We start from the raw sequence: 22,986 nt of genomic DNA on the forward strand, positions 1-22,986 counted from the left end.
AAAAGACGTTATTTCACAATAAGAAGAATATGTATAAATTAAGTAAATTAATGTTTACTACACTAAAAACAAATAGATATACAAAAATTATCTCGCTATTCTTATTAATTTTTGTGGTTTTATTGGGCACAATATACCGCAATTATTCATTAAAGAATAATTTTCTTTCTTTTTACCGTAATTCAAATGCAAACTAAAAAGATCTATTGGAAAATAGTATAATAAAAAAATATCATTATTTACTAATAGAAAAACATCATGTTAAATATAACAGTTTTGATTACATAAACCAGCTGGTAAAATTGCGTGCTGAATTGTTATAATCAGTAAGCAAAGTAAGAAATTTTAGCTTAATACTGTATGATCAAAATGCCAGAGTAATTTTCAGTAATTTTAATACTCAAGGTCATGACTATGAGCATTTGCTTACAAATGATGAAATTGATAAATTGCTAAGCAATCAAGAAATATTTTACGCTACAGGAAATACATTAACTTCTACTTTCCCTATATTTCATGAAGATGACATTAAGCCTTCATTTTTTTGAAGATCATTCAAAGCTATAATGACTCTTATATTATGGTATATAGTCTATTTTCAATATTAATGGGCTTATTACTGGTTATCTTAATACTAATAATGCTTTATTTGCACCTTTCCAACACCCAAATGCTAGCCAAGCAGCATAAAACTAATATTGAATTACAAAGGGTTAAAGAGGCATTAGAGCAAGAAAATGCAAATAAGATAAAATTTTTTGCAAGTGTTACACATGAGTTGCGTACACCTCTTAATGCTATTATTGGATTTGCAAAGTTGATCAAAAATGAAACTTTAGGTTCGGTAGATCACTCTGAATACAAGAAATACGTAGACGATATATATAATGCTGGTACACATTTACTTACTTTGATTAATGATGTGCTCGATTTTTCTAAAGCTGAATCAAGTAGTTTAACAGTAGAGAAAGTGAAGTTTAATCTGAATAAGATAATAGATTCGTGCTTAAAAATGTTATCACCTAAACTAAAAGAAACAGGTATTAGTTTAAAGAAAGAGATATCTGATAAACAATTATTAGTTATCGCCGATCCCAAAAGAATGAAGCAAGTTATAATAAATTTGTTATCAAATGCAATCAAATTCACTCCTCAAGGTGGTTTAATAAGAATGATTATTAAAGAGAATATAGAAAAAAAATTATTAACTATTGAGTTTCATGATAATGGAATAGGGATAATGCAACAGGACATATATAAAGTTATGTCCGTTTTTGGCCAAGCAGATTCGGGATATAGAAACGAAGGCACAGGTATCGGATTACCTCTAAGCAAGAAATTAGTAGAGTTAATGGGTGGAACTTTCAACATTCAAAGTGAAGCAAAACTTGGTACTATGATAACATTGAGCTTCTTTTATGAAGAGCAAACATGTGAAAAGTTGATTGATTTTTAGTAAAATATATTTGATATTGCACTTTTATATCTAGTACATTCCTAAGTCATACTGACGTGATACCTCTTGGCTAATAATAAGTAGCGGAATGTAAGTAAATTAAACTTTTTTAGCTATACTTCCTGAAAACACTTTATAATTCTTGAGCATAAAGAAAATTCCTTTAATAATGAAGCATGCTAATCAGGAACTTAATAAAACAAGCAACTCAAGTAGGAAATAGTGAAAACGTAATACAATATGTCAAACATCTCTATCAATTTGAGAAGTTTAGAAATACATTAAACCTCACTTTGTCACTAATAAAGCAAAATAGACTCTCGTTTGAAATATATCAAGAAGGATTAGTGGAAATGGAAGAGGGAGTGTGTAAGACAATTCGTTCTTCTGGTTTAAATAAGTATGTTATTGTGCTAAGAAGGTCAAATCCTTACATCATAGTACATGAACTTTCACATATGGTTGAAAATAAACTGAACTTAAGCTTAGAACAAGAATTTCTCTATAAAGTTTATCATGATATTGAGCAGAACTTAAAGCAGTCAAATATTCTGGTACAAAAAATTATTGGTCAAATTATATTTGAAGAGATACAAGCTTATCAAACTCCAAAATCACGTGCGTCTGAGTTATTCGCACGCTATTTTGAGCTGTTTGCTTGGGCTCAAGAAGTTTATCCTAAAGATAAAGAATATCTAATTCGCACTCAAGATTTAAACAGAGCATTTCTTGCTACTAACCAATGGAAAAAGAGCTACCTGGATCTACAAATAATGGAGAGAATAGATAAAGAAGTAAAGGAATATAGCGATAAAACTGCTTTTAAAGATATAAACAAAGTACAAAGCAGTTGGACTAATAAATTTTCTCCTGAAAGCAAAAAAATTGGTTCTATATTTGAAGATGATAATTAGCTCAGCAGAATATAGTTAACTTCTTCAACATTTTAAGTTATAGTTCTCGCAATTTAAAGAGTTCAAATATATATGAAAACCATTTTAGCGGTTGAAACAAGTTGCGATGAAACTGCAGTTGCGATTGTAAATAGTGATAAGCAAGTGCTTGCTCACGAAATTCTTTCTCAGGCAGAGCATAAAAAGTGCGGTGGAGTGATTCCTGAAATAGCATCACGTGCTCATATGAAGCATTTAAGTGGTTTAATAAAAAGTGCTATGGAAAAATATAACCTTAATTTTTGTGATTTGGATGCAATTGCAGCAACATCAGGACCAGGACTCATAGGTGGATTAATAGTTGGTACAATGATGGCTAAAGCAATTGCACACGTAACACAAAAACCGTTTATTGCAGTTAATCACTTAGAAGCACATGCGTTAGTTGTTAGGCTACTATATGAGGTTAAATTTCCGTTTTTAGTCCTGCTGATATCAGGTGGTCACTGCCAATTTTTAATTGCACAGGATGTAGGTAAATACATCAAACTTGGAGAAACGCTTGATGACTCATTAGGAGAAGCATTTGACAAAGTCGCTAAGATGCTGGGTCTAAGCTATCCAGGAGGTCCATTAATTGAAGAGTTAGCTAAAAAAGGTGATGGTATGAGATTTAAGCTGCCAAGAGCAATGATAAAACGTTCTGGATGTGACTTTTCATTTTCTGGAATTAAAACAGCGGTAAAAAACTTAGCACGAGAATTTGTAATGAGTGAACAGGATGTGTGTGATATGTGTGCTTCGTTTCAAGAGTGTATTAGCGACATATTACTCGATAGAGTCAGAAATGCTATTGGTATCGCTGTATCTTTAAATATTAAAATCAATGATTTTGTAATTACTGGTGGAGTTGCAGCAAATAATTTCCTGAAAGAGAGATTAAAAAAGCACATAGACTTGAACGTGCTTTCTCCTCCAAGCAATTTATGTACAGACAATGCAGTGATGATTGGATGGACAGGAATTGAAAGGTTACAGAGAAACTATGTAGACTCTCTTGACTTTGCATCAAGGCAAAAGTGGGAATTAGAAAAATATTACTAGCACAAAAAATTATCTACTATATAATGCGGCCGCTGGTGAATTTTTGTAGGCTTAAAAATTACAGTGGTATCTACTAAAGCCTTATTCACTACCGGCATTATTATTTATGAGGTAGAGTATGTTCAAAAACAAATTTGACACAGTTACTAGTGTTTTCAAAGCTAAATCTAGTACAAGCGCAAAGACACTCAGTTCAGGTTTATTTGTTGCGGGAAACGTTGGTATGGCCAGAGCGATTAGTGAGATAGACCTCTCTTCATTACAAGGCAATTCAGAAGATAAAGTCAATAAGCAAGACCTAATGATCATATATGATTATATTAATAAAGTAACTCAAGAAGAAAACTATAATATATGTACTAATAATCTTGATTGTATAAAAAGCAGGATTTTAGCAGAAAATATAAGTGATTCATTAGCTGAAAAATTTCGTCAAGATGGATCGAATATAACAAGTAATGATCGTTCTTCGCTATTAACAATGGCAATTGAAAGAATTGGGAAAGAACAAAAGAAAAATAGGAATTATGATATTCATGTTAAAATAGCTGTATCTCTAATTCTTGGTATGGGCAGAGAATTGATTATAAAATTGGAGAATTTTGCAGATAGTAATGATAAAACACTTCTACATTATTTAGCTGAGTCGGGTAAAGAAGATATTTTATGTTTTGTGATAGAAAATTCTAATTTTGACATTAAAGAAGCAGTAAGGAATAAAGATAGAGATGGTAAAACACCACTACACTATGCGGCTAAATCTGGCAATAAAGAATGCTTGAAAATTCTCATAGAAAATGAAGCAGATTTTAGTTGCACTACCAATAATAAAGCCGAGTTACACTATGCTGCCAGAAGCGGAAGTCCTAACATCCTAGAATATTTAAAAGAAATATTGACAGCAAAAGGAATTTTTGATAAGGAGAAAATTAAAACAGATAAATATGAAAATAACGCATTACACTATGCTGTGCAATCTGAAAATGCTGAGTGCATAAAATGCTTCATTGATAATCAAGTACAATTTTTAAAAAATAAATATAATGAGAATCCTTTTCATAAGATTGAAGGTAACTCAGAAACTCAAGAAAATGCCATAAATTTTCTTATAGAGCATCTAAAATTTTTAGGTAGACTAAAAAGTGAAATTAATCAAGAAAATGTAGATGGTAACACCCCATTGCATATAGCTGCAAAACATGGAAATAACAAGCTAATAAAATTGTTTATTCAATCAGGTGCAAAAATTGTTCAGAATAAACAAGGTAACACCCCCTTACATATTGCTATTATAAATGGTAATTCATATTGTATAGAGCTATTTTATGAAAATATAGGAAATAGCATACTTCAATCCAAAGGTGATTATGGAAGAGATCTTGTACATTTAGCTGCAATGTACGGGAAGTATGATTGTCTAACATCTTTACTCAAGAAATTTCCTGATTACGATTTAAGCACAGAAACACGCAAAGGAAATATGGCCCTACACTTAGCTCTATCGAGTAATACAGAAACAGAACTAAGAAAAAAATGTGTGAGTCTATTAATAGACAGAAGCATGCAAGTAAATAAGAGTAATAATGAAGGAAACACCCCTTTACATTTTGCTGCCCAACTTGATTTATCGTTTTTAAGCATGATAGAAAAAAAGTTGGAAGAGAAGAAATTTGACGTTTATCAAGAGGTTTTGCGTGAGAATAGCAACGGTTACACCGTCTTTCATATGGCAGCACGTGTTGGTAATAAATCATGCCTTGAGCACCTTTTTAAAAAAGAGAGAGTGGGAGAAATATTAAGTAAGAAAAATAAGGATGGACAAACTTTACTACACTTATCTATTCTCAGTGGAAGAGTAGAATGCATTAAGTATTTGGTAAAAAAAAGCCCAAAGGGTATTTTTTTAGAACAAAATACACAAAAAAGGTTGTTATTTGCAGCTATTTTGAGCGGCAATAAGGAATGTCTTGAATTTGTGTCAAGAGAACTTGTAGGTAAAAAGGTGGCTGCTAGCATCAAAGTGTTATATGATGAAAATGACAATACACCGTTACAAATGGCTGCTCTTGCCGACGACATAGAATTCTCTCAGAATGTTATTGAAAGTATTGCCAAGTCAACTATTAGGAATACAGTACCACTTTTAAACACAAACAGTCAAGGGCTTATACCTCTACATTTAGCTGCCATGAGCCTTAATGCTGAGTTAATAGAATATTTTATGATAGATAATCATTACCCCTATAATAAGAAAATGTTAAATGTTGTATCTAAATCTGGAAGAACAGCATTACACTATCTTGTAATGAGTGATAATGATTTTGAAAAAACTATAAATGAGGATTTTAAGCAAGGTCAATTTTTGAAAAAGTTAGTTTTAGAAAAGCGTAAACAAAATGAGCACTTAAGGGAAAAAGCTATTAAAGCCTTATTCTACCTAACAATCAGCACCGGAGAGAAAACTGTAAATAAGAAGATAAATTTTGATATAAAGGATAATGCAAAAAAAACAGCTTTAGATTATGCTTTTAAACATGGTGACACAAATATCTTGAGGTTATTTTTAGATTTCTTTTATGAAATAAGGAAAAACAAAAAAAGGAAATATGATAAACTTAATATGGAAGGTCAAGAAAGAAGCAAAAAGCTTCTAGAATACTATAATCTGGCCATGTCAATATCAAGTGTCATTATTTCTGTTTGCGTTAAGTATAATAATGCAGAATCTGAAAAGGAAGAAATTCCTACCTGGATTTCCATTGCATTTTCTTCAATATCATTTTTACTTATCTTATACAACTTAGTGATTGGCCTTCAAAAAGAACCTGTTAAACGTAAGATAGAAAACTATACTGAAAAAATGAACAGAATTGAAGAGGCTACAGGAAAGTTAGCTAAGACAAAAGTAGGAGATCATGATTTGGAGGAATACAACTCAATATTAGAATTATTAATAAAGAACGCAGAAGATATTTCACAATTGGAAAATGAACTTTACAAGTTTACGCATGAAACTAGATTAGAGAGTAAAGACAAACTCAATATTTCTCCTCAGAAAATGAGTAGGGGTGGTAGTGCAGTACTATGTTCGAATAAGTCTTTAGAAGGTAGAAAAAGTTCACCTGTTTTGAATGATTTAACAACAAAAATTAATCTGTATTCAAGACGCAACAGTAGAGTACAAAATACAATGGACAAGTTAGATAATCCATCATGTGTAATTACTATAAATGAGCATCCAGAAATTAAACCAAAAGCTCCGAAAAACAAATTCAAGAATGTTGCAACTAAGCTAAAAATAGGCAATATCTTTAGTAAGAAAAAAGAAGATCTTATTGCTTCATCAAGCTTATCAGAAGGTGCTAATTACGAGAATATTACAAAAATGAATGAAGAAAACTGTGGGTTGATAAAACGATTTGGTGATACCAATGGGTATTCAATATTTTCGACTCCTTTTAATCCAAGCGGTTCAACCTCAAGAGAAGAGTGTGGTAACAATCATAGTGCAGCGCGTCATGTGAGTTATGGTAGTGCAAATAATTCTGTGAGTGATAAGGAAGTTAGTAAATCTCCATCTCTAATACTTTCTAACTTTGAGGAGGGGATTACTGTTGACTGTTTTAAATTCGAAAGATATAGACCAAGGGTATATTCAAGTCCATCTTGTGTGAGAAAAAGAGCAATTACAGCTAGATCATTGGTATATATAATACTTCCTGATCATATAGAAAGAGGAAAAGAGATGCAGATTGTAGTCACTGACTCTGATAGCATCAACTTTCAGAGGAGTGATAGTAAGCATTCTAGTAAACTTTCATTTAGTAGTAGATAAGAAAAACGTAGAACAATTGGCAAGGCTATCGTATAAGGTTATAGTAGAGAAGAAATTAGATAGCCTTGCTAAATTTCCATGAAAAAGTTTATATTCGCATATCATTAATATTTTATTACATTAATGATATGGCAAGGCAATAACTGTTAATACTTTTGAAATAAAAACTATATATGGTACATATAATTAAATAAAAAGGAAGATTGTGGAAATCACTCCGTCAATAAAAAAGGAATTAAAGCAAAGTATACTATATACTTGTCTAGAGAAGTGCAAGAGTGCGTTTTGGTTTATTTTCTGGTTTAGCTCAGGGATTAATGCGTTAATGTTATTTTTGCCACTTTATACCTCTCAGGTACTTGATCGAGTGATATCGAGCGAGAGTGTGTCAACACTAGTTATGCTGACGATTATTACTTTATCTGCGTTTGCATGTTCTGCAATGCTTGAAACTTGTCGATATTTAGCTATGGCTAAAATTGGTGATTGGATTGATAAAACTGCAACACCAGATCTAATAGTAAGGTCAATCAGGTTAACATCAGTACAAAGCTCAACTTCAAGTGGTGAAGCAATACGAGATCTTGGAGTAATAAAAAATTTCATTACAGGAAATGGTATATTTTCACTGTTCGATACTCCATGGTCGCTAATTTACCTTGTTGTGATCTTTATGATACATACCTCTACAGGGTTTATAGCTATTGCCGGGATCATTATATTAGTTTCAATGGCAGTATGGAATGAACTTGCCACTAAGCGTATATTGCGAGAAACCAATGAAGAAACTATACGTAATATTAATGCTATAGATGTTGCAACAAGAAATGCAGAGGTGGTTGAGGCTATGGGTATGTCAGAATTTATAGTTTCTGATTGGTGTAAACGGAATGATCAAAATCGTGCAATGCAAGTCACAGCACAGAATCGTTCTAATGTAATTACTGGTATTACTAAATTTTTACGTTCAACTCTCCAAATTTCAGTAATTGGAACAGGTGCATTACTTGCAATCACAGCTCACAAAACTGCCGGTAGCATTATTGCTGCCTCGATTTTGATAGGTAGAGTATTGGCTCCATTTGATGCAGCAGTTCATACTTGGAAATTTTTAAATCAAGCCAAGATGTCATATGGCAGGCTGCAAAGACTTATCCTAACATCCCCAAAAAGAGAGCAAACTATGGCTCTACCAGAGCCTGAAGGGAAGTTGGAATTTGATAGGGTATTTTTTACTCCTTATGGGAGCAATAAGCCAACAGTAAAAGGAATCTCATTTGTAATAGAACCAGGGGATGTTGTTGGTGTTATTGGTGCAAGTGCTTCTGGTAAGTCGACCATTGCAAAACTAACCGTTGGTGTTTGGAAACCCATATCAGGTGTAGTCAGACTAGATGGTGCTGATGTATATACTTGGAATCGAGAAAACTTTGGTAATTATGTTGGTTACTTACCTCAAGATATTGAGTTATTTAACACGAGCGTTAAAGCTAATATTGACCGCATGAGACCAGATCCAAATCCTGAAGAAATAATCAAAGCAGCAAAAATTGCAGGAATACATGAATTAATACTGAGCTTACCAAATGGGTATGATACAACAATAGGAGGACCTGGAGGAGTAATACTCTCTGGTGGCCAAAAACAGCTTCTTGGACTTGCAAGGGCTTTTTATGGTAATACTAAGCTTTTAGTGCTTGATGAACCGAATGCTAACTTAGACAGTAATGGAGAAGCGTGCTTGATTAATGCAATTAATGTTGCAAGAGAGCAAAATACTACCACTTTTATCATCACTCATAAGCTACCGTTACTATCCGTAGTTGATAAAGTGATTATCATGTCAGATGGTGTTATTTATGATATGGGACCAAAAGATGAGATTTTGAGCAGATTAGTTGCTCCATCACCAGATGCCACAGAAGATAAACGTTCTTCAGCAAGTGGTTAAGAAAGAGAAGCTGTCACACTTCTCTTTCTCTTATAGAGTACTATATGCACAGTTTATAAAATCTTAAGCAATTGTTATTCGAAAAATCCAATAATGATTAGCCGCGTAACCTATTTGCTAATTCTCTCACATTGACCTTAGACATTTCTGATGTAGGCTCTTGTGTATATGAGACATCAGATTTAACGCCTTTTTTGTCATGACCTTTAGTAATAGAACATACTACAGTATCAGCCTTTACATGCTTAACACTTGGATCTGATTGAAACTCATGCTTTCTTTCCATTTGTGCTTCAAGCTTACTGCTATCATGTGTAACCCTACACCTTTCTAGATTACGGTCACGTTTGTCAGGAGCTACATATCCATCTATATCACTACATAAGAACGGGCGCACTTTGAACCTGTCTGAACTAACACCATTTTCAACACTTGCAGAATTATGAGCTTTTCTATTATTGCGCATTTTATCTACAGCTTCCTTTATTTTTTCTTTTGATGGTTTTGGCAGCAGTGCTGGCTTATATGCACATGCTGGTAGTTCTGGAAATGAGTCCTCCTGAAACAGCAAATGACTTTGGTTTCTCTTACTATCTGATTCTTCAATATTCTTTATTGGTGTCTTGAAAGAGTTTTCATTTTTCTTTTTTAGATCTAACTCATTTAATCCGCTTCCAACATTATTTTTTCTTGTTGTAGTGTGAATAACACCTGGAAGTTTCACTTCATACTTAAATTTTTTACCAATGGTATCTATTGACTCATTAGATGAGGAATCTATTTGAAACCTATCGTTTGAAAATCTTGATTTTGTATCATCAAAAGATATACTACGTTTTTCTATCTTTTTATCAGTCATATTTTATCTCTAAACCTATTAACTAACAAAAGTATAAACTAAGAGGTATTAATTTTATTATAATAATAAAGGCTCAAGAAGCATCACCGTAGGGTTTTCTATATAGTACTTAAAGGCATTTAAAAATTTTGCTCCGAGTGCTCCATCAACTGCTCTGTGGTCAACAGAGAGAGTAACTGTCATTATCTCTGCTATCTCTATTTTTTCACCTATGACAACCGGCTGTTTTTTAGATTCACCAACAGCCATAATGCAAGATTGCGGTGGATTGATTATAGCGCTGAAAGTTTTTATACCAAACATGCCTAAGTTGGAGATAGTAAATCCTCCTCCTTGAAATTCTTCAGGCTTTAATTTTCCAGATCTTGCCCTATTTACTAAATCTTTCACTTCTTTTGATATAGATAAAATACTTTTTTCATCAGCATTTTTTACTATAGGAGTAATCAGTCCATCCTCAAGCGCTACAGCAATTGAGATATCTATATTTGAGTATCTTACTATTTTAGTATCTATCCACGATGAGTTTATATCAGGAAATTTTTTTATGCTGAAAGCCACAGCTTTTATAATTAAGTCATTAATTGTTACTTTATTGTTCTCATTTGCTGAATTAACCTCATTTTTGAGCGATATTAGCTTATCAACGTGGCAGTCTACAGTTAAATAAAAGTGTGGAATATTTTGCTTAGATTCAACTAGGCGCTGCGCTATCACTTGGCGCATATTACTTACTTCAACTGTTGTATTTTCCTCAAATCTCTCATAGCTTTTAGTTTGATCTAAAAATTCTAATACATCAGCTTTGATGATACGACCATATGAACCTGTACCTTTTAATCGCTTTATATCAACACCTTCATTTTGAGCTATTTTTTTAGCTAAGGGGCTTACTTTTATTCTATTTTCTGTTGCTCTATCCTCTTTTTTAGATCCCAGTGTCACGCACTGGGATGACATTGAAGAGCTAGATAAAATCGAAGAGTTGGATGATACTGAAAAATCGGCTTCAACCTCCTTCTCAACCTTGGTATTGATGGCAGAAGCTAAATCAAGTGCGCTTTTATCTTCCCCTTCCTCTAACATTAGAGCCATCAGTTGATTTACAGGCACACCACTTGTTCCTTCCGACACTAAAATTTTTGCCAAAACTCCTTCATCGACAGATTCAAACTCCATTATGGCTTTATCAGTCTCAATTTCAGCGATTACATCACCTATTTCAACTTTATCTTGTTCTTTTTTACACCACTTTACAATTTTTCCTCCAGTTTTACTCATTGTTGGGGAAAGAGCGGGCATCAATATTTCTATAGGCATTTATTCTGCATTAAAAGATCTATTTAATTTTTAATTTACTCTTTACCCTATGTCAATCTAATCGTAAATTATGATACTTATATCATCCTAGTACGTGATGATGGAATCTTGGTTGACTACTGTTATCCTACTATTTCTATTGCTTAGTCCTAGACAGAGTACAAATAGTAAGATCATCATAAAAATAGACGAATCTGTTATAATGGAAATAGAAAAATGTAGTGCTTACTATCCTCTCACAAACATATAGCTTGGGTACAGAAAAAATTTATATGAGGAGCTGGTTAAATTGATAAAAGATCAGAATTAATAGTAGTTTCCGAATCTTCTGTAGCAGGCTCTTCATGTGAAGCAGAGGACAGACTAACTTCTTTATCCTCTGTTCTCTGTATAGAACTACCACAAAAACTCCTTAACATCTCTTCAGCAGATGAATTTAAAATCTGTGTAATAGACTTTTCACTTTGTTCTTTCAGCGATTGATCCATTCTAGAAATCAACTCGGAAAATCCACTACCTTCTTTTCTAGCTTCACTTTCTATCTTATTTTTTATGCTTTCTATATTACTTTGGTTAATTTCTTCTTTCGTTATGTTAAATGAATTAGCAATACCTTGATACTTAATCTCACAATCGCCACAGCCAACTATGCAAAGAGAAATAGAATCGGATATTTCACCTGCAACCGAATTATGGATAATGTAAGCTAAGCAATTGTCATGATATTTAATGCCAAGCTGTTGCTCTATCAACTCAGAAATTTCATTTTTTAAAGACATAAAGTACCTCCTTCTTACATTACTGTATCTTCTGATTAAAGTACAACAGCTGCTCCTAAATAGCAATCCATATATGGTTTACTTTAATAAAGTATTAAAGTAAGAAGCTTTTACATCCTAAAACATAACTTAGATAGGCCAATGTAAAAAAATTTTTAAACGAAAATTATTGTATATATATTACTTATTTGCTAAAATTACTTTAGCAAAATAGCATATAAAAATTGAGGCTAATTATGAATATTAAAGAACAAAAGGATTTACAATAGGAGTTATTAGGAATTGTTTTCAATATACTCATAGAAAGTGAAGATAGCGCCATAGAAGATATGGAAACAAGAGCAGTAGAGATAATTAAAAAAATAAAAGAACACATTAATGATGATATAGTACATGGTACAGGATTTGATAGTCAAAAAATGCCAATTTTAGACTAGATCGTTGCTTGTGATTCTCAGGATCATGTTAGACTAAACAACAAGTCGCTATTAAAATTTGAAAAAGCAATTAAGGATGTTGGAGGGAGATCACAGGGAAGAGCACCGCAGCCAATAAATGAAAATGAAATAGAAAGTATAGTAAGGTTATTACTAGAGCAAGAACCTGTTCACAATCTTTTCAGAAGCAAAGCAGCGAAAGCAAGAACGACCATTTGCAGGCTAGTGTTGAGTTTCCGCTCGCAATTTTTCCAAAGTCGCCTACATTTTTGCAACCAAGCAAAAGATCTCTCAACAACCCATCTCCTCTTCCTGCAAGACTTCAGATCTGCTACAATAATCTCAAACTTTCCTCGACTTATATCACTTGGATATAAACTTCCCATATCCTACTTTATCCTCTCATTCTATCCCTTTTTTGAGATCATGTACAGTCTCTTAGAATTAGAGGTGAGAGAGAAGTACCACTAAATCTCTTTGAGGAAAACATAATAATTAAAGAACAAATAAGGCCAAGAGGACAAATGAGGTCACACTATATTAGACGTGAAAGAGAAGTACCACTTAGTTCAAAAATAGGACAATTAATTGTTGTAGTTTCGTCCATAATTGTAGGTGCTTTCATTGGCACAATGGTTGGTATGGTCATTGCTGGTTTATGTATTGAGCTTTGTGTAATCACCACTGCACAACCGATTCTTCTCATCATGGGTGCTACTGCTGTTATAGGAGCTATTGTAGCAGGAACTGCTCCTGTATTAAAGCTAATAGAGATGCAAGAACCTAATCTTTCTCCTAGTAACGGTCTGGAAAGCTCTAATACTGAACATACTTATTTAAATAGGCAAAGAGTTGTTTAGAAAAAAATTGAAAGAATGTTTAAAAAAGTCCATTTATAAAATACATCGGCTTAACTATGATCTTATAACTTAAGCTAATTAATTAAAAATTTTTGTTTTAGCGGTTAAATAAAGCCAGATCTTATTAGAGAGAGGATCTTCTTATCTCTTCTTTACCTTCATTTTCATTTCTAATAATTTTTTTTCCACTTAATATGTCTCTTATTTCATCTCCTGTTAAAGTTTCAAACTCCAATAGATTTTCAGCAATGAGCTCCAAGTCTTTCCTACTCTTGGTTAAAATGTCTTTTGCTTTTTCATAGCAAGAAAATACGACTTTCTTTACTTCCTCATCTATAAGTCTTAACGTATCTTCAGAAATTGTCTCAGAATCATGTGTGATTTGTTCGCGATTATGATAGATCGGACCTATTTTGTCGCTCATTCCCCATTTTGTCACCATAGAACGTGATAAATCTGATGCTAGTTTTATATCTGAAGATGCACCGCTTGTGACTTTATCATAGCCAAAAATTAGCTCTTCTGCCACACGTCCACCCATTGCAACAGTTATATCTGCTAGCATCTTTTCTCTTGTGAGGGACACTCTATCTGTTTCTGGTAGTCTCATAACTAAACCGAGTGCTCTACCACGTGGAATAATTGTTGCTTTGTGTATAGGATCAGAAGCAGGCATATTAACTGCAACTACTGCATGACCAGCTTCATGGTAAGCAGTAAGCTTTTTTTCTTCTTCTGTAATGACTAAAGACCTTCTTTCCATGCCCATCATCACTTTATCACGTGCATACTCAAAATCATCCATGGTAACAATTTTCTTATTTCTTCTTGCAGCAATAAGCGCAGACTCATTCACTAAATTTGCTAGATCAGCCCCTGAAAAACCTGGCGTTCCCCTAGCAACTGTTTTTACGTTTACATCTGGTGCTATCGATATTTTCTTTATATGCGTATTTAATATTCTCTCACGCCCATTTATATCAGGTAAAGAAATAGTAATCTGTCGATCGAAACGACCAGGTCTAAGTAGTGCTGGATCTAGGACATCTGGACGGTTAGTTGCAGCAACTATTATCACACCTTCATTAGACTCGAAACCATCCATCTCAACCAGTAACTGGTTTAATGTTTGTTCCCTTTCGTCGTTACCGCCACCAAGACCGATGCCGCGATGCCTACCTACTGCATCTATTTCGTCTATGAAAATTATACAAGGAGCATTTTTCTTACCTTGATCAAACATATCCCGGACACGGCTTGCACCAACACCGACAAACATTTCAACGAAATCAGATCCAGAAATACTAAAAAACGGTACATTAGCTTCACCTGCAATTGCACGAGCAAGTAGAGTTTTACCAGTTCCAGGGGAACCAATTAAAAGACATCCTTTTGGTATCTTCCCACCTAACACTTGAAATTTTTGCCTTTGTTTAAGAAAATCAACAATTTCAACCAACTCTTCTTTTGCTTCATCAATCCCAGCAACATCATCAAATGTCACTTTTTTTCCAGTAGTCATAAGCCTAGCTTTTGATTTGCCAAAGCTTATAGTTCTATTACCTCCTGCTTGCGTTTGTTTAAAAAGGAAAAGTAATAAACCGATAAAGATAAGGGTCGGAACCCATTGAATAAGTAACCCACCAATTATACCTATTGCAGAGTCTCCAATTGAAAAGGAGAACTTCACTTTCCTATCATGCAAACTTTTTATTAAGTCACTATATATAACACCACTTGAGTTAAAGGCTGACCCATCCCTAAACTTCCCTTCGATGCTTTGGTTTCTTATTGTAATATTTTCTATATCATTATCTTCTAGTCTAGTTAAAAATTCTGAAAAAGGTATGGTTGTTTTACTCTTACCTATACTTCCGCTAAATTGAATATAAGCAACTGAAATAAGAACAATAATCACTAACCAGATCAATAAGCCTTCTAAAATTTTTTTCATTTACATTTCTAATTAAATACTAATCAAGCTTACCAAATTTTGCTTTATTGTGCTATTAATAATGCATTGAACCTTATCGTCATTGGTATTTTTTCCGTTATAATTTATATCAGGATAAGCAAGCACCTTTCCATCTTTTTGTACTGTAGGCAAAGAGTAGAAAACTTCAGGGCAGCAGTTGTAATCCTTCAGAAATTCAGGAACTTTTTGTGTTTTTTTTAGCGGAGCAATAGTTATTGAACACTTCTGATTGCTAAGTATTGTACAGCTAAATCTATTGTCCCATTCAATAGGGACATTTAATGTTAGGTGTACAGTAATTTCCTGTATCTTTGATGATTCTCTCATTATCAAGATGCTCCCTCCATATTTTCTTATTTTGCACCCAGAGAGTGTACAGTTAATATCACTATCTTTTTGCGATATTTTGTTAAATATTGCGATAAGGCTACGGTACCTTGGTTTATAGTGCTTATTGATAATTGCCATTATAGAACAAAGAAGAAGCCTTAAAGCTATTTCCTCTGGCAGTTTATAAAGTTCATCTAGTTTAATTTCAATATAACCAAGATCATGAATATTAACGCAGTCATTAAGTGCAAGGCGTGTGTAGTGCATCAACGCTTTTGCAGCTCTTTTCATATGAAGTGCTGTAAGGCATATTCGCTCTGTTAGAACATCTTGATTATCACTTGCTTTAAGTAAGTTACGGTATAAAGTTCGTCTGTATTTTAAGTCATAATTGCTTCTATCTTCGATCCATCTTAATTGGTGAAGTTTAGCATACTTTTCTATTTCACTACGACTAAAATTTAACAACGGCCTAAATATATAAATACCATTTAAGAAAGATTTGTAATCCATTGATGATAATCCATCTACGCCACTACCTCGCTCCAATCTTAATAAGAACGTTTCTGCTTGATCATCTTTGTGATGAGCAACGAGCAAACATTTAACATTATTGTTTTTACACCACTCTTCTAGTAACTTATATCGTGCTTTTCGTGCCTGTAACTGAATGTTACCCTTAATATTTTGCTTCTCCCAATTTAATATGAACGATTCCTTTGCTCCAAGTTCTTTTGCATAACTTATAACAAAATCAGCTTCTTTTTGAGACTCTGAACGTAACCTATGATTTACTGTTAATGCTATAGGAAGTGAAAGCTTGTTTTTTTTTGCCCAGTTAGTCATTAAGTGCAGTAAGACTATACTATCTACACCACCTGATACTGCAACTGCGATTTGGTTATGGAAAGCAAAGCTATTAGCTATATTTTGAAATAATAACTCTAATTTCATTATGTTTCTTGATTGCCAGATAGTCTCTACGTCATACAGCGACTTATTTGTGGTATATATAGATCCCGCTAACAAGCAGCGTAATTGCTCTCTTTTGTCATCCCAGTCCTTGACACTGGGATCCAGGTTTGAATGCAAGAAACTACTTCTTTATTCCAGAAAATGAAAATTCCACTCTACGATTTTTAGCATGCTCTTTTTCATATTTAGAATTTCTAGAATCATCTTTTACATTAACCAAAGGCTCAGTTTCACCTTTAGAAGCAGTTTTTATTCTATTTTCTAGATAAGGTGTACAGCTGACCATAAATTTTTTAGCTGCATCTGCTCTTCTAGCTCCTAGTGCAAGATTATACTCGTGAGAACCACGATTGTCAGTATGACCAGTTAAAGTGACCTTTGCGTCAGGATTATTTTGTAAAACTTCCATCACGTCAAGTAATGCATCTGCACTCACTTCACTGATACTAGATTCATCATAACCAAAGAAAACTCTTTTATCACCTATCTGCTTAACAACAGCATTCATTTTATTTGTCGTATTTACTCCTTTTTTAGGGCAAGAACTTACACCAGTAAGTAGTAAACAAAAACAACACATTATAATCAGTCTACTCCACATCACTAAACCTCCATAAATTTAAAATATAGTGCGTAATTTTAATTTTAGTACTAATAATCCCTCTATACTAGAATAGAGTCAAGGGAAATAAAATACTAAATGTTTTCTTTACAATCTTATTATTAATTTTCTGATAAGATGTTCAATTCTTAGCAATGAAGTACAATAAAAGAATAAAAATACAATTTTTTATTGTACTTTAAGCAAATATACTTTTAACTTTATTATTAATCTATTACGATATTAAGCAGATGTTTCAAAGCAATGAATAAAAATGAGATCTTATAAGTTTTTAGAGGAAGTATTACATAAGGTAAGGAATATCGAAAACATACTAAAACTACTAAGCAAAAGCCAATTAAATGTAGAGGACAAAGTTGAACAAATGTGTCTTCTAGAGGAAATCAGACATGAAATTATCTCTCATGATGCAATAAAGGAATCATTAGCAAATGCTCTTAGGAATAAAAAGAGTGCAAATATTCAGCAGCTAAAGTTAATAGAGGGGATATACAAAAGCAGTAGTGCTATTCCTGTTGATTTAGTAAAATCTTTGTCCAAAGCTAAGATTGAATGCCAAAACTTATGGAGGCTAACTAATTCTGAAATTAGTAACTTAGAAAAGCTGAAAGAATGCTTTACTAACCTAATTAAGCTTACTCGTGAAGCAGCTTCTATAAAATCGCAACAATTAAAGCGCTCAAACTATGAGTCATTGCTTGCTGACTATGACTCTAATATCACAGAAAAGAACATAAAGGAAATATTTCCTAAGCTAGGTAAATTTTTTAGTGAAAATGTAGAGAAAGTAACTCAAAAGCAGAAGAAGGATAAGGTTACTAATATACAAAAAGTTACGGTTCAGAGAAAGATTGAACTTGGTTCCTTATTCTTACAGCAAATGAGTGTTACACCAAATGAGATTTCCATTTCTTATTACGATCCTATCGATTATGATGAATCTGACCTTTGTTATGGTTTATTTTTACTTTTACGGCATACTGGTTATGCAATTCATCAAAAATGTTTAGCGCAAAATTCTATAAAGAGCTCAATTACAAAACATATTATGTATGAAACTCAAGGGTTATTCATGGAAAGGATCATTGGAACATCCAGAGAATTTATTGAGTTCATTCAACCACACATAAAGGAGAAACTTTCTACAAAAGGCAAAATTAATAGTAGTGTTGAAAATTTGTATTTGATTTTCAATAAAGTAAATCTTTCATCTTTTTTGAAGAATGCGGATGAATTTAGTTTATTGGCTCACATTATGCTAAGAACTAAATTAGAACAAGATCTAATAAATGGTACGTTAGAAGTTAAAGATCTACACGATAAATGGTTGGAAGGTATGAAGCATTACAAGATTTCAGTAAAAGCTAAAAATGAGCTAGACACTTATTTTCAAGATGAGTATTGGATAAGTGGTGTTATAGGCTACTTTCCTATTAAAGTCATAGCGTTAATCGCTGCTGTGCAGTTTTTTTCTTTCATTAAGAAAAATCATTACGAATTTTTAGATTCTATAGTAAAAGGAGATTTCAGTTTACTTATCGATTGGTTCTCTAAAAATGTATATAGTGCAAATTATGGCTTTTTGGAACAGCTAAAAAAGGTAACAGGTAGGGATTTAGATATTGAGTGCTACACTAGTTACTTATCTGAAAAGTATAATTTATCTCAATAAATGGTTTTCTTGAGTTGTGTATGAGTTTTGTTCTGAATTTAATCAGAAATTTTTTTACTTTCAAAGGTTTATTTGCTAGCGATATTGCTATAGATCTTGGTACTGCAAATACTTTAGTTTATCAGAAAAGTCAGGGGATAGTGCTTGATGAACCCTCAGTTGTAGCAAGAGTAAAAGAAAAAGGAAGTTACGTTCCTTATGCTTTTGGCAAAAAAGCTAAGATGATGCTCGGAAAAACACCTGGAGAAATAGAAGCGATAAGGCCCTTGAAAGACGGAGTTATTGCTGATTTTAAAAGCGCGGAAGAAATGTTAAAATATTTCATACGTAGCGCAAACACAAGATTCACTGTTAATAAGCCTAGTATTATCATATGTGTTCCATCTGGATCTACCCCAGTTGAAAGACGTGCTATACAAGATGCAGCAGAAAGTGCTGGTGCAAATGAAGTATTCTTAATTGAAGAACCAATGGCTGCAGCAATTGGGGCTGGACTTCCAGTTACCGAACCTGAAGGTTCTATGATTGTTGACATAGGAGGTGGTACAACTGAAGTTGCAATTATTTCTTTAGGTGGAATCGTTTATTCACGTTCTGCCAGAGTAGGTGGTGATATTATGGATGAGGCAATAAAGTCATACATTCGTGAAAATCATAAGTTATTGATTGGCGAAACAACTGCTGAAAAAATTAAGAAAAACATCGGTTCAGCCAGTCTGCCAGTTGAAAACAACAAAGAGGGAATGATAATTAAAGGCAGGGATTTAGTGAGTGGTATGCCAAAAGAAATGCTTTTATCAGAATATCAAGTTGCAGAGAGCCTAATAGAGCCTGTACATCAGATAATTTCTGCTATTAGAACTGCACTGGAGAGTACTCCACCCGAACTTTCTTCTGATATATTTGATAGAGGAATAATTTTATCTGGTGGAGGTGGGTTATTGCGCAACTTGAGTAAAGTTATTAGTGAAACAACAAAATTACCAGTTCGTGTTGCAGATGATCCACTTTGTTGTGTTGCCCTAGGTAGCGGAAAAGTACTTGAAAACATGGACTATTTTGGCCATGTTTTATTCAAGCAAGATTAAATTGTTTTTGAAGGCAGTTTATCGAATTGTTTTGATGGAATTATGTAATATAAATGAGATCCCAGTGTCACGCACCAAGTAATTTAAAGGCAACTTCCAGCAGGAAGGGATGTCATCCCAGCACTTGACATTGGAACTTGACTACAAATAAGTATGCTGTTTCGATGAAATTGTGTAATAGAAACTGGATTCCAGTGCTTGACACCAGGTTTGTGTTTATAAATTATATGCTAAAAGAATTTGAAATTGAACCTTTATTAAAAGATAAAGCTCCGCATCAAACTAAGGCTATTGTTGCAATGTCCGGGGGAGTTGATAGCTCCGTTGCTGCAGCACTGCTGTATAACCTTGGGTACGAAGTGATAGGTGTGACTCTTCAGCTATATGGCACTAATGGCAATGCTAATGCAAGAAAAGGTGCATGCTGCGCTGGACAAGATATTTATGACGCCAAACGCGTAGCTGAAAGTGTTGGCTTTCCTCATTATATTTTGAATTACGAAGAAACATTTAAAAAGGAAGTAATAGAAGATTTTGCGAATACTTACATGCGTGGGGAAACCCCCATACCATGTGTAAGATGTAACCAAACAGTAAAATTTCGTGATCTATTGCAAGTCACAAAAAATCTTGGTGCGGATGTGCTCGTAACAGGACATTACGTAAGAAGATTAGAAGAAAATGGTGAGGTAAAGTTGTGCAGAAGTATTGATAAAAGTAAAGATCAAAGTTATTTTTTGTTTGCTACAACTGAGGAGCAGTTAAAGCTTTTGCGATTTCCACTAGGTGGGTTCTATAAAAGTGATATAAGAAAATTAGCAAAATATTTTAGCTTACAAATCTCTGAAAAGCCGGATAGTCAAGATATATGCTTTGTTTCCGAAAGCTATAGTAAAACAATAGCTAAATTAGCTCCACAATCTGTACAGAAAGGTAAAATAGTAGATATTCATGGAAAAGTGCTAGGTGAGCACAGCGGCATAGTAAATTTTACAGTGGGGCAGAGAAGAGGCCTCTGCATTGCACACAGTGAGCCTCTTTATGTAGTAAGAATTAATACAGAAAATAATGAAGTTGTAGTAGGCCCGATCAATGCTCTAATGCAAAAAAAGATATTGGTCAAAGAGTTAAATTGGTTAGAACAACCAAAAGAAGGCATGGAAGTAACTGTTAAGCTCAGGTCATCACATTCAGGAAGCTTAGCGACAATATATTCAACTGACGAAAAGAACAAAGCCTGTGTAATTTTAAACGACGATTACTTTGGCATTAGTCCAGGTCAAGCCTGTGTAGCATATAAGGGCGAACAAGTTATCGGTGGAGGTTGGATATGCTCCTAACTTGGTGGTTTAATTTTTTAATGCAGAATGTAAACATACAATAAAATTTATTGCTGTTTTATCCTATATTCTTTATACTATAAAGGTAATTATTATATTGTGGACTAGAGGGATGGTTAAAGAAGTTGAAGAGTTAATAAAAATTGTTGATAAGGGCAATTTACTAGAGGCCGCATTTATTCGTTTGGGCAGCTTTCAACATGCTGACTTACATCATTGCATGGATTGCAGAAATCATATAGGTCTATCCGAATTCATTAATAAAAAAGAACAAGAGCCATTAGATAAATATTTTAACTTAAAATTTAGTCTACAAGGATTGTTTTTAATTTATGTTAAAGCTTATACAATTCTTGCAAAAAATGCTCAGTTCAATACTCAAGAAGTAATTGATAAAATATATGCTGCAGTTGAAAGTAAAAAAATACCTACTCTTTGTGACACTTCGAAGAAATTGCTAAGGGAAATTGTAGATCAAGTAGGATTGACAGAAGATCAAAAAAAACTAAAGCTTTTTAATATTCTAGCAAATCCGAAAGGTGAAGCTCTATTTAACAATAATGATGACTTTGAGAAACAAGTACTCAATAATGTTAAAAAGTTACTCAAAATAAGCTATGCAAATGAATTTGATAAAGAGTTTAGCTTATGTAAAGAGGTAATAAATCATTATTATTCCATACATAATATAAAAGTGGATAAAGACATAGCATTACTATTTTCTAGTTATGGTATATTTTCTACATGTACTGAAAATCGAGATATTTTACCACTTAATCAATATATTAATGAGAAAGCTAAAGCAATCAATACACCACTGTATTACGATTACATTCAGAAGTTACTACAAGTATTACAAGAAATTGAGTTACCGCATAGAAATGGATTCACCAAGTATACACTTAATTATAGAGATATAAGTGCATTGGAGGAGACATTTACAGCTCAAAGAGAGCAACACAGTCAAGATTTCCTATATCCTAAAAATATCAAACGTACTATAGAGCAACTGTTAAAAACCCAAAACAGTGATGAATTTGAACAATTAGTCACAAACCCCGAGAATGTATACTGCTCAATTCCACAAAAAGAGAATAAATGTAGGCCAAATTTCATTGTCAGCAAGAAAAATCATAAAAATACGTTCTGTAAACTAGCTTTAGGTATGTTTATATTATCTGTTGGGTTATGTGTTGTTGATTATTTTCTTATGGAGCAAAGGTTATTCAACTCAATAACAAATATTTTGCCACAAAATAATCTCATCAATTTCATAGTTGCTGCAGTACTTACTATCGTAATAGTATATGCTTTATTTCAACTACTAAAATCACCTCAAGAACCGCCACATTCAGCAGTCAATGGTGCAATTATTAATGATTTTGCAAATGGTCCTACACAGTCCAGGCGTTCATGAATCTCTACTTATAAATGATAAATGTAGCACTCTTAAAGAGTATGCTATATAATATCTTCTCTTGAATAACGAG

At 33.2% G+C, this 22,986-nt stretch carries 15 protein-coding genes and 2 pseudogenes; 10 read left to right on the forward strand and 7 right to left on the reverse strand.

Features of this window, described 5'->3' with window-relative positions:
- Positions 1 to 29 precede the first annotated feature (29 nt).
- The 5 genes and pseudogenes from JSQ73_RS06785 (at position 30) to JSQ73_RS04070 (ending at position 9,239) form a co-directional block, all read left to right on the forward strand.
- Positions 30 to 1,456: pseudogene (locus JSQ73_RS06785) on the forward strand (sensor histidine kinase).
- 176 nt (positions 1,457 to 1,632) lie between these two features.
- Positions 1,633 to 2,370, forward strand: coding sequence for a WD_0702 family putative metalloprotease (locus JSQ73_RS04055; RefSeq protein ID WP_214249691.1), 738 nt, complete (start codon positions 1,633 to 1,635; stop codon positions 2,368 to 2,370).
- Positions 2,371 to 2,442: 72 nt separating this feature from the next.
- Complete coding sequence (gene tsaD / locus JSQ73_RS04060) at positions 2,443 to 3,453, forward strand: tRNA (adenosine(37)-N6)-threonylcarbamoyltransferase complex transferase subunit TsaD (protein WP_214249692.1); 1,011 nt, start codon at positions 2,443 to 2,445, stop codon at positions 3,451 to 3,453.
- 118 nt (positions 3,454 to 3,571) lie between these two features.
- Positions 3,572 to 7,288 carry an ankyrin repeat domain-containing protein gene (locus JSQ73_RS04065; protein WP_234301657.1) on the forward strand — a complete coding sequence of 1,239 codons (3,717 nt, stop codon included), beginning with the start codon at positions 3,572 to 3,574 and terminating at the stop codon, positions 7,286 to 7,288.
- Between the two features lie 205 nt (positions 7,289 to 7,493).
- Positions 7,494 to 9,239 carry a type I secretion system permease/ATPase gene (locus JSQ73_RS04070; protein ID WP_214249693.1) on the forward strand — a complete coding sequence of 582 codons (1,746 nt, stop codon included), beginning with the start codon at positions 7,494 to 7,496 and terminating at the stop codon, positions 9,237 to 9,239.
- Positions 9,240 to 9,336: 97 nt separating this feature from the next.
- On the opposite strand, the gene JSQ73_RS04075 is transcribed toward JSQ73_RS04070, so the two are convergent.
- The 4 genes and pseudogenes from JSQ73_RS04075 to JSQ73_RS04090 all read right to left on the reverse strand — a co-directional run.
- Positions 9,337 to 10,098: a hypothetical protein gene (locus tag JSQ73_RS04075; protein WP_214249694.1), complete on the reverse strand. Its 762-nt coding sequence runs from the start codon at positions 10,096 to 10,098 to the stop codon at positions 9,337 to 9,339.
- A gap of 57 nt (positions 10,099 to 10,155) precedes the next feature.
- Positions 10,156 to 11,418: a pyruvate dehydrogenase complex dihydrolipoamide acetyltransferase gene (locus JSQ73_RS04080; RefSeq protein ID WP_214249695.1), complete on the reverse strand. Its 1,263-nt coding sequence runs from the start codon at positions 11,416 to 11,418 to the stop codon at positions 10,156 to 10,158.
- Between the two features lie 284 nt (positions 11,419 to 11,702).
- Positions 11,703 to 12,197 carry a WBM0748 family T4SS-associated protein gene (locus JSQ73_RS04085; RefSeq protein ID WP_214249696.1) on the reverse strand — a complete coding sequence of 165 codons (495 nt, stop codon included), beginning with the start codon at positions 12,195 to 12,197 and terminating at the stop codon, positions 11,703 to 11,705.
- A 607-nt stretch (positions 12,198 to 12,804) separates the two neighbouring features.
- A pseudogene (locus JSQ73_RS04090) lies at positions 12,805 to 12,942 on the reverse strand (transposase); the annotation flags it as partial.
- A gap of 216 nt (positions 12,943 to 13,158) precedes the next feature.
- On the opposite strand from JSQ73_RS04090, the gene JSQ73_RS04095 reads away from it, so the two are divergent.
- Entirely contained in the window at positions 13,159 to 13,494 is a 336-nt protein-coding gene (locus JSQ73_RS04095; RefSeq protein WP_234301658.1) for a hypothetical protein, read from the forward strand.
- 124 nt (positions 13,495 to 13,618) lie between these two features.
- Here the strand turns inward: JSQ73_RS04095 and ftsH are convergent, their stop codons facing one another.
- From ftsH to JSQ73_RS04110, 3 genes are all read right to left on the reverse strand, one after another.
- On the reverse strand, positions 13,619 to 15,448 hold the full coding sequence (ftsH, locus tag JSQ73_RS04100; RefSeq protein WP_214249705.1) for an ATP-dependent zinc metalloprotease FtsH: 1,830 nt from the start codon (positions 15,446 to 15,448) through the stop codon (positions 13,619 to 13,621).
- Positions 15,449 to 15,460: 12 nt separating this feature from the next.
- Entirely contained in the window at positions 15,461 to 16,753 is a 1,293-nt protein-coding gene (tilS, locus tag JSQ73_RS04105; protein WP_214249706.1) for a tRNA lysidine(34) synthetase TilS, read from the reverse strand.
- Positions 16,754 to 16,895: 142 nt separating this feature from the next.
- A complete protein-coding gene (locus tag JSQ73_RS04110; protein WP_007302208.1) occupies positions 16,896 to 17,375 on the reverse strand; it encodes an OmpA family protein in 480 nt (159 codons plus the stop codon).
- Positions 17,376 to 17,649: 274 nt separating this feature from the next.
- Between JSQ73_RS04110 and JSQ73_RS04115 the strand changes: the two genes are divergently transcribed.
- From JSQ73_RS04115 to JSQ73_RS04130, 4 genes are all read left to right on the forward strand, one after another.
- Positions 17,650 to 19,068 (forward strand): gluzincin family metallopeptidase, encoded by a 1,419-nt coding sequence (locus JSQ73_RS04115; RefSeq protein WP_214249707.1) that lies wholly within the window; start codon positions 17,650 to 17,652, stop codon positions 19,066 to 19,068.
- Positions 19,069 to 19,088: 20 nt separating this feature from the next.
- Positions 19,089 to 20,156: a rod shape-determining protein gene (locus tag JSQ73_RS04120; protein ID WP_214249708.1), complete on the forward strand. Its 1,068-nt coding sequence runs from the start codon at positions 19,089 to 19,091 to the stop codon at positions 20,154 to 20,156.
- A 227-nt stretch (positions 20,157 to 20,383) separates the two neighbouring features.
- Complete coding sequence (gene mnmA / locus JSQ73_RS04125) at positions 20,384 to 21,496, forward strand: tRNA 2-thiouridine(34) synthase MnmA (protein ID WP_214249709.1); 1,113 nt, start codon at positions 20,384 to 20,386, stop codon at positions 21,494 to 21,496.
- A 112-nt stretch (positions 21,497 to 21,608) separates the two neighbouring features.
- Entirely contained in the window at positions 21,609 to 22,913 is a 1,305-nt protein-coding gene (locus JSQ73_RS04130) for a WD1261 family protein (protein WP_214249710.1), read from the forward strand.
- Positions 22,914 to 22,986 lie beyond the last annotated feature (73 nt).

Source organism: Wolbachia endosymbiont of Anopheles demeilloni, assembly GCF_018491735.2.
In the GTDB taxonomy this organism is placed as follows: domain Bacteria; phylum Pseudomonadota; class Alphaproteobacteria; order Rickettsiales; family Anaplasmataceae; genus Wolbachia.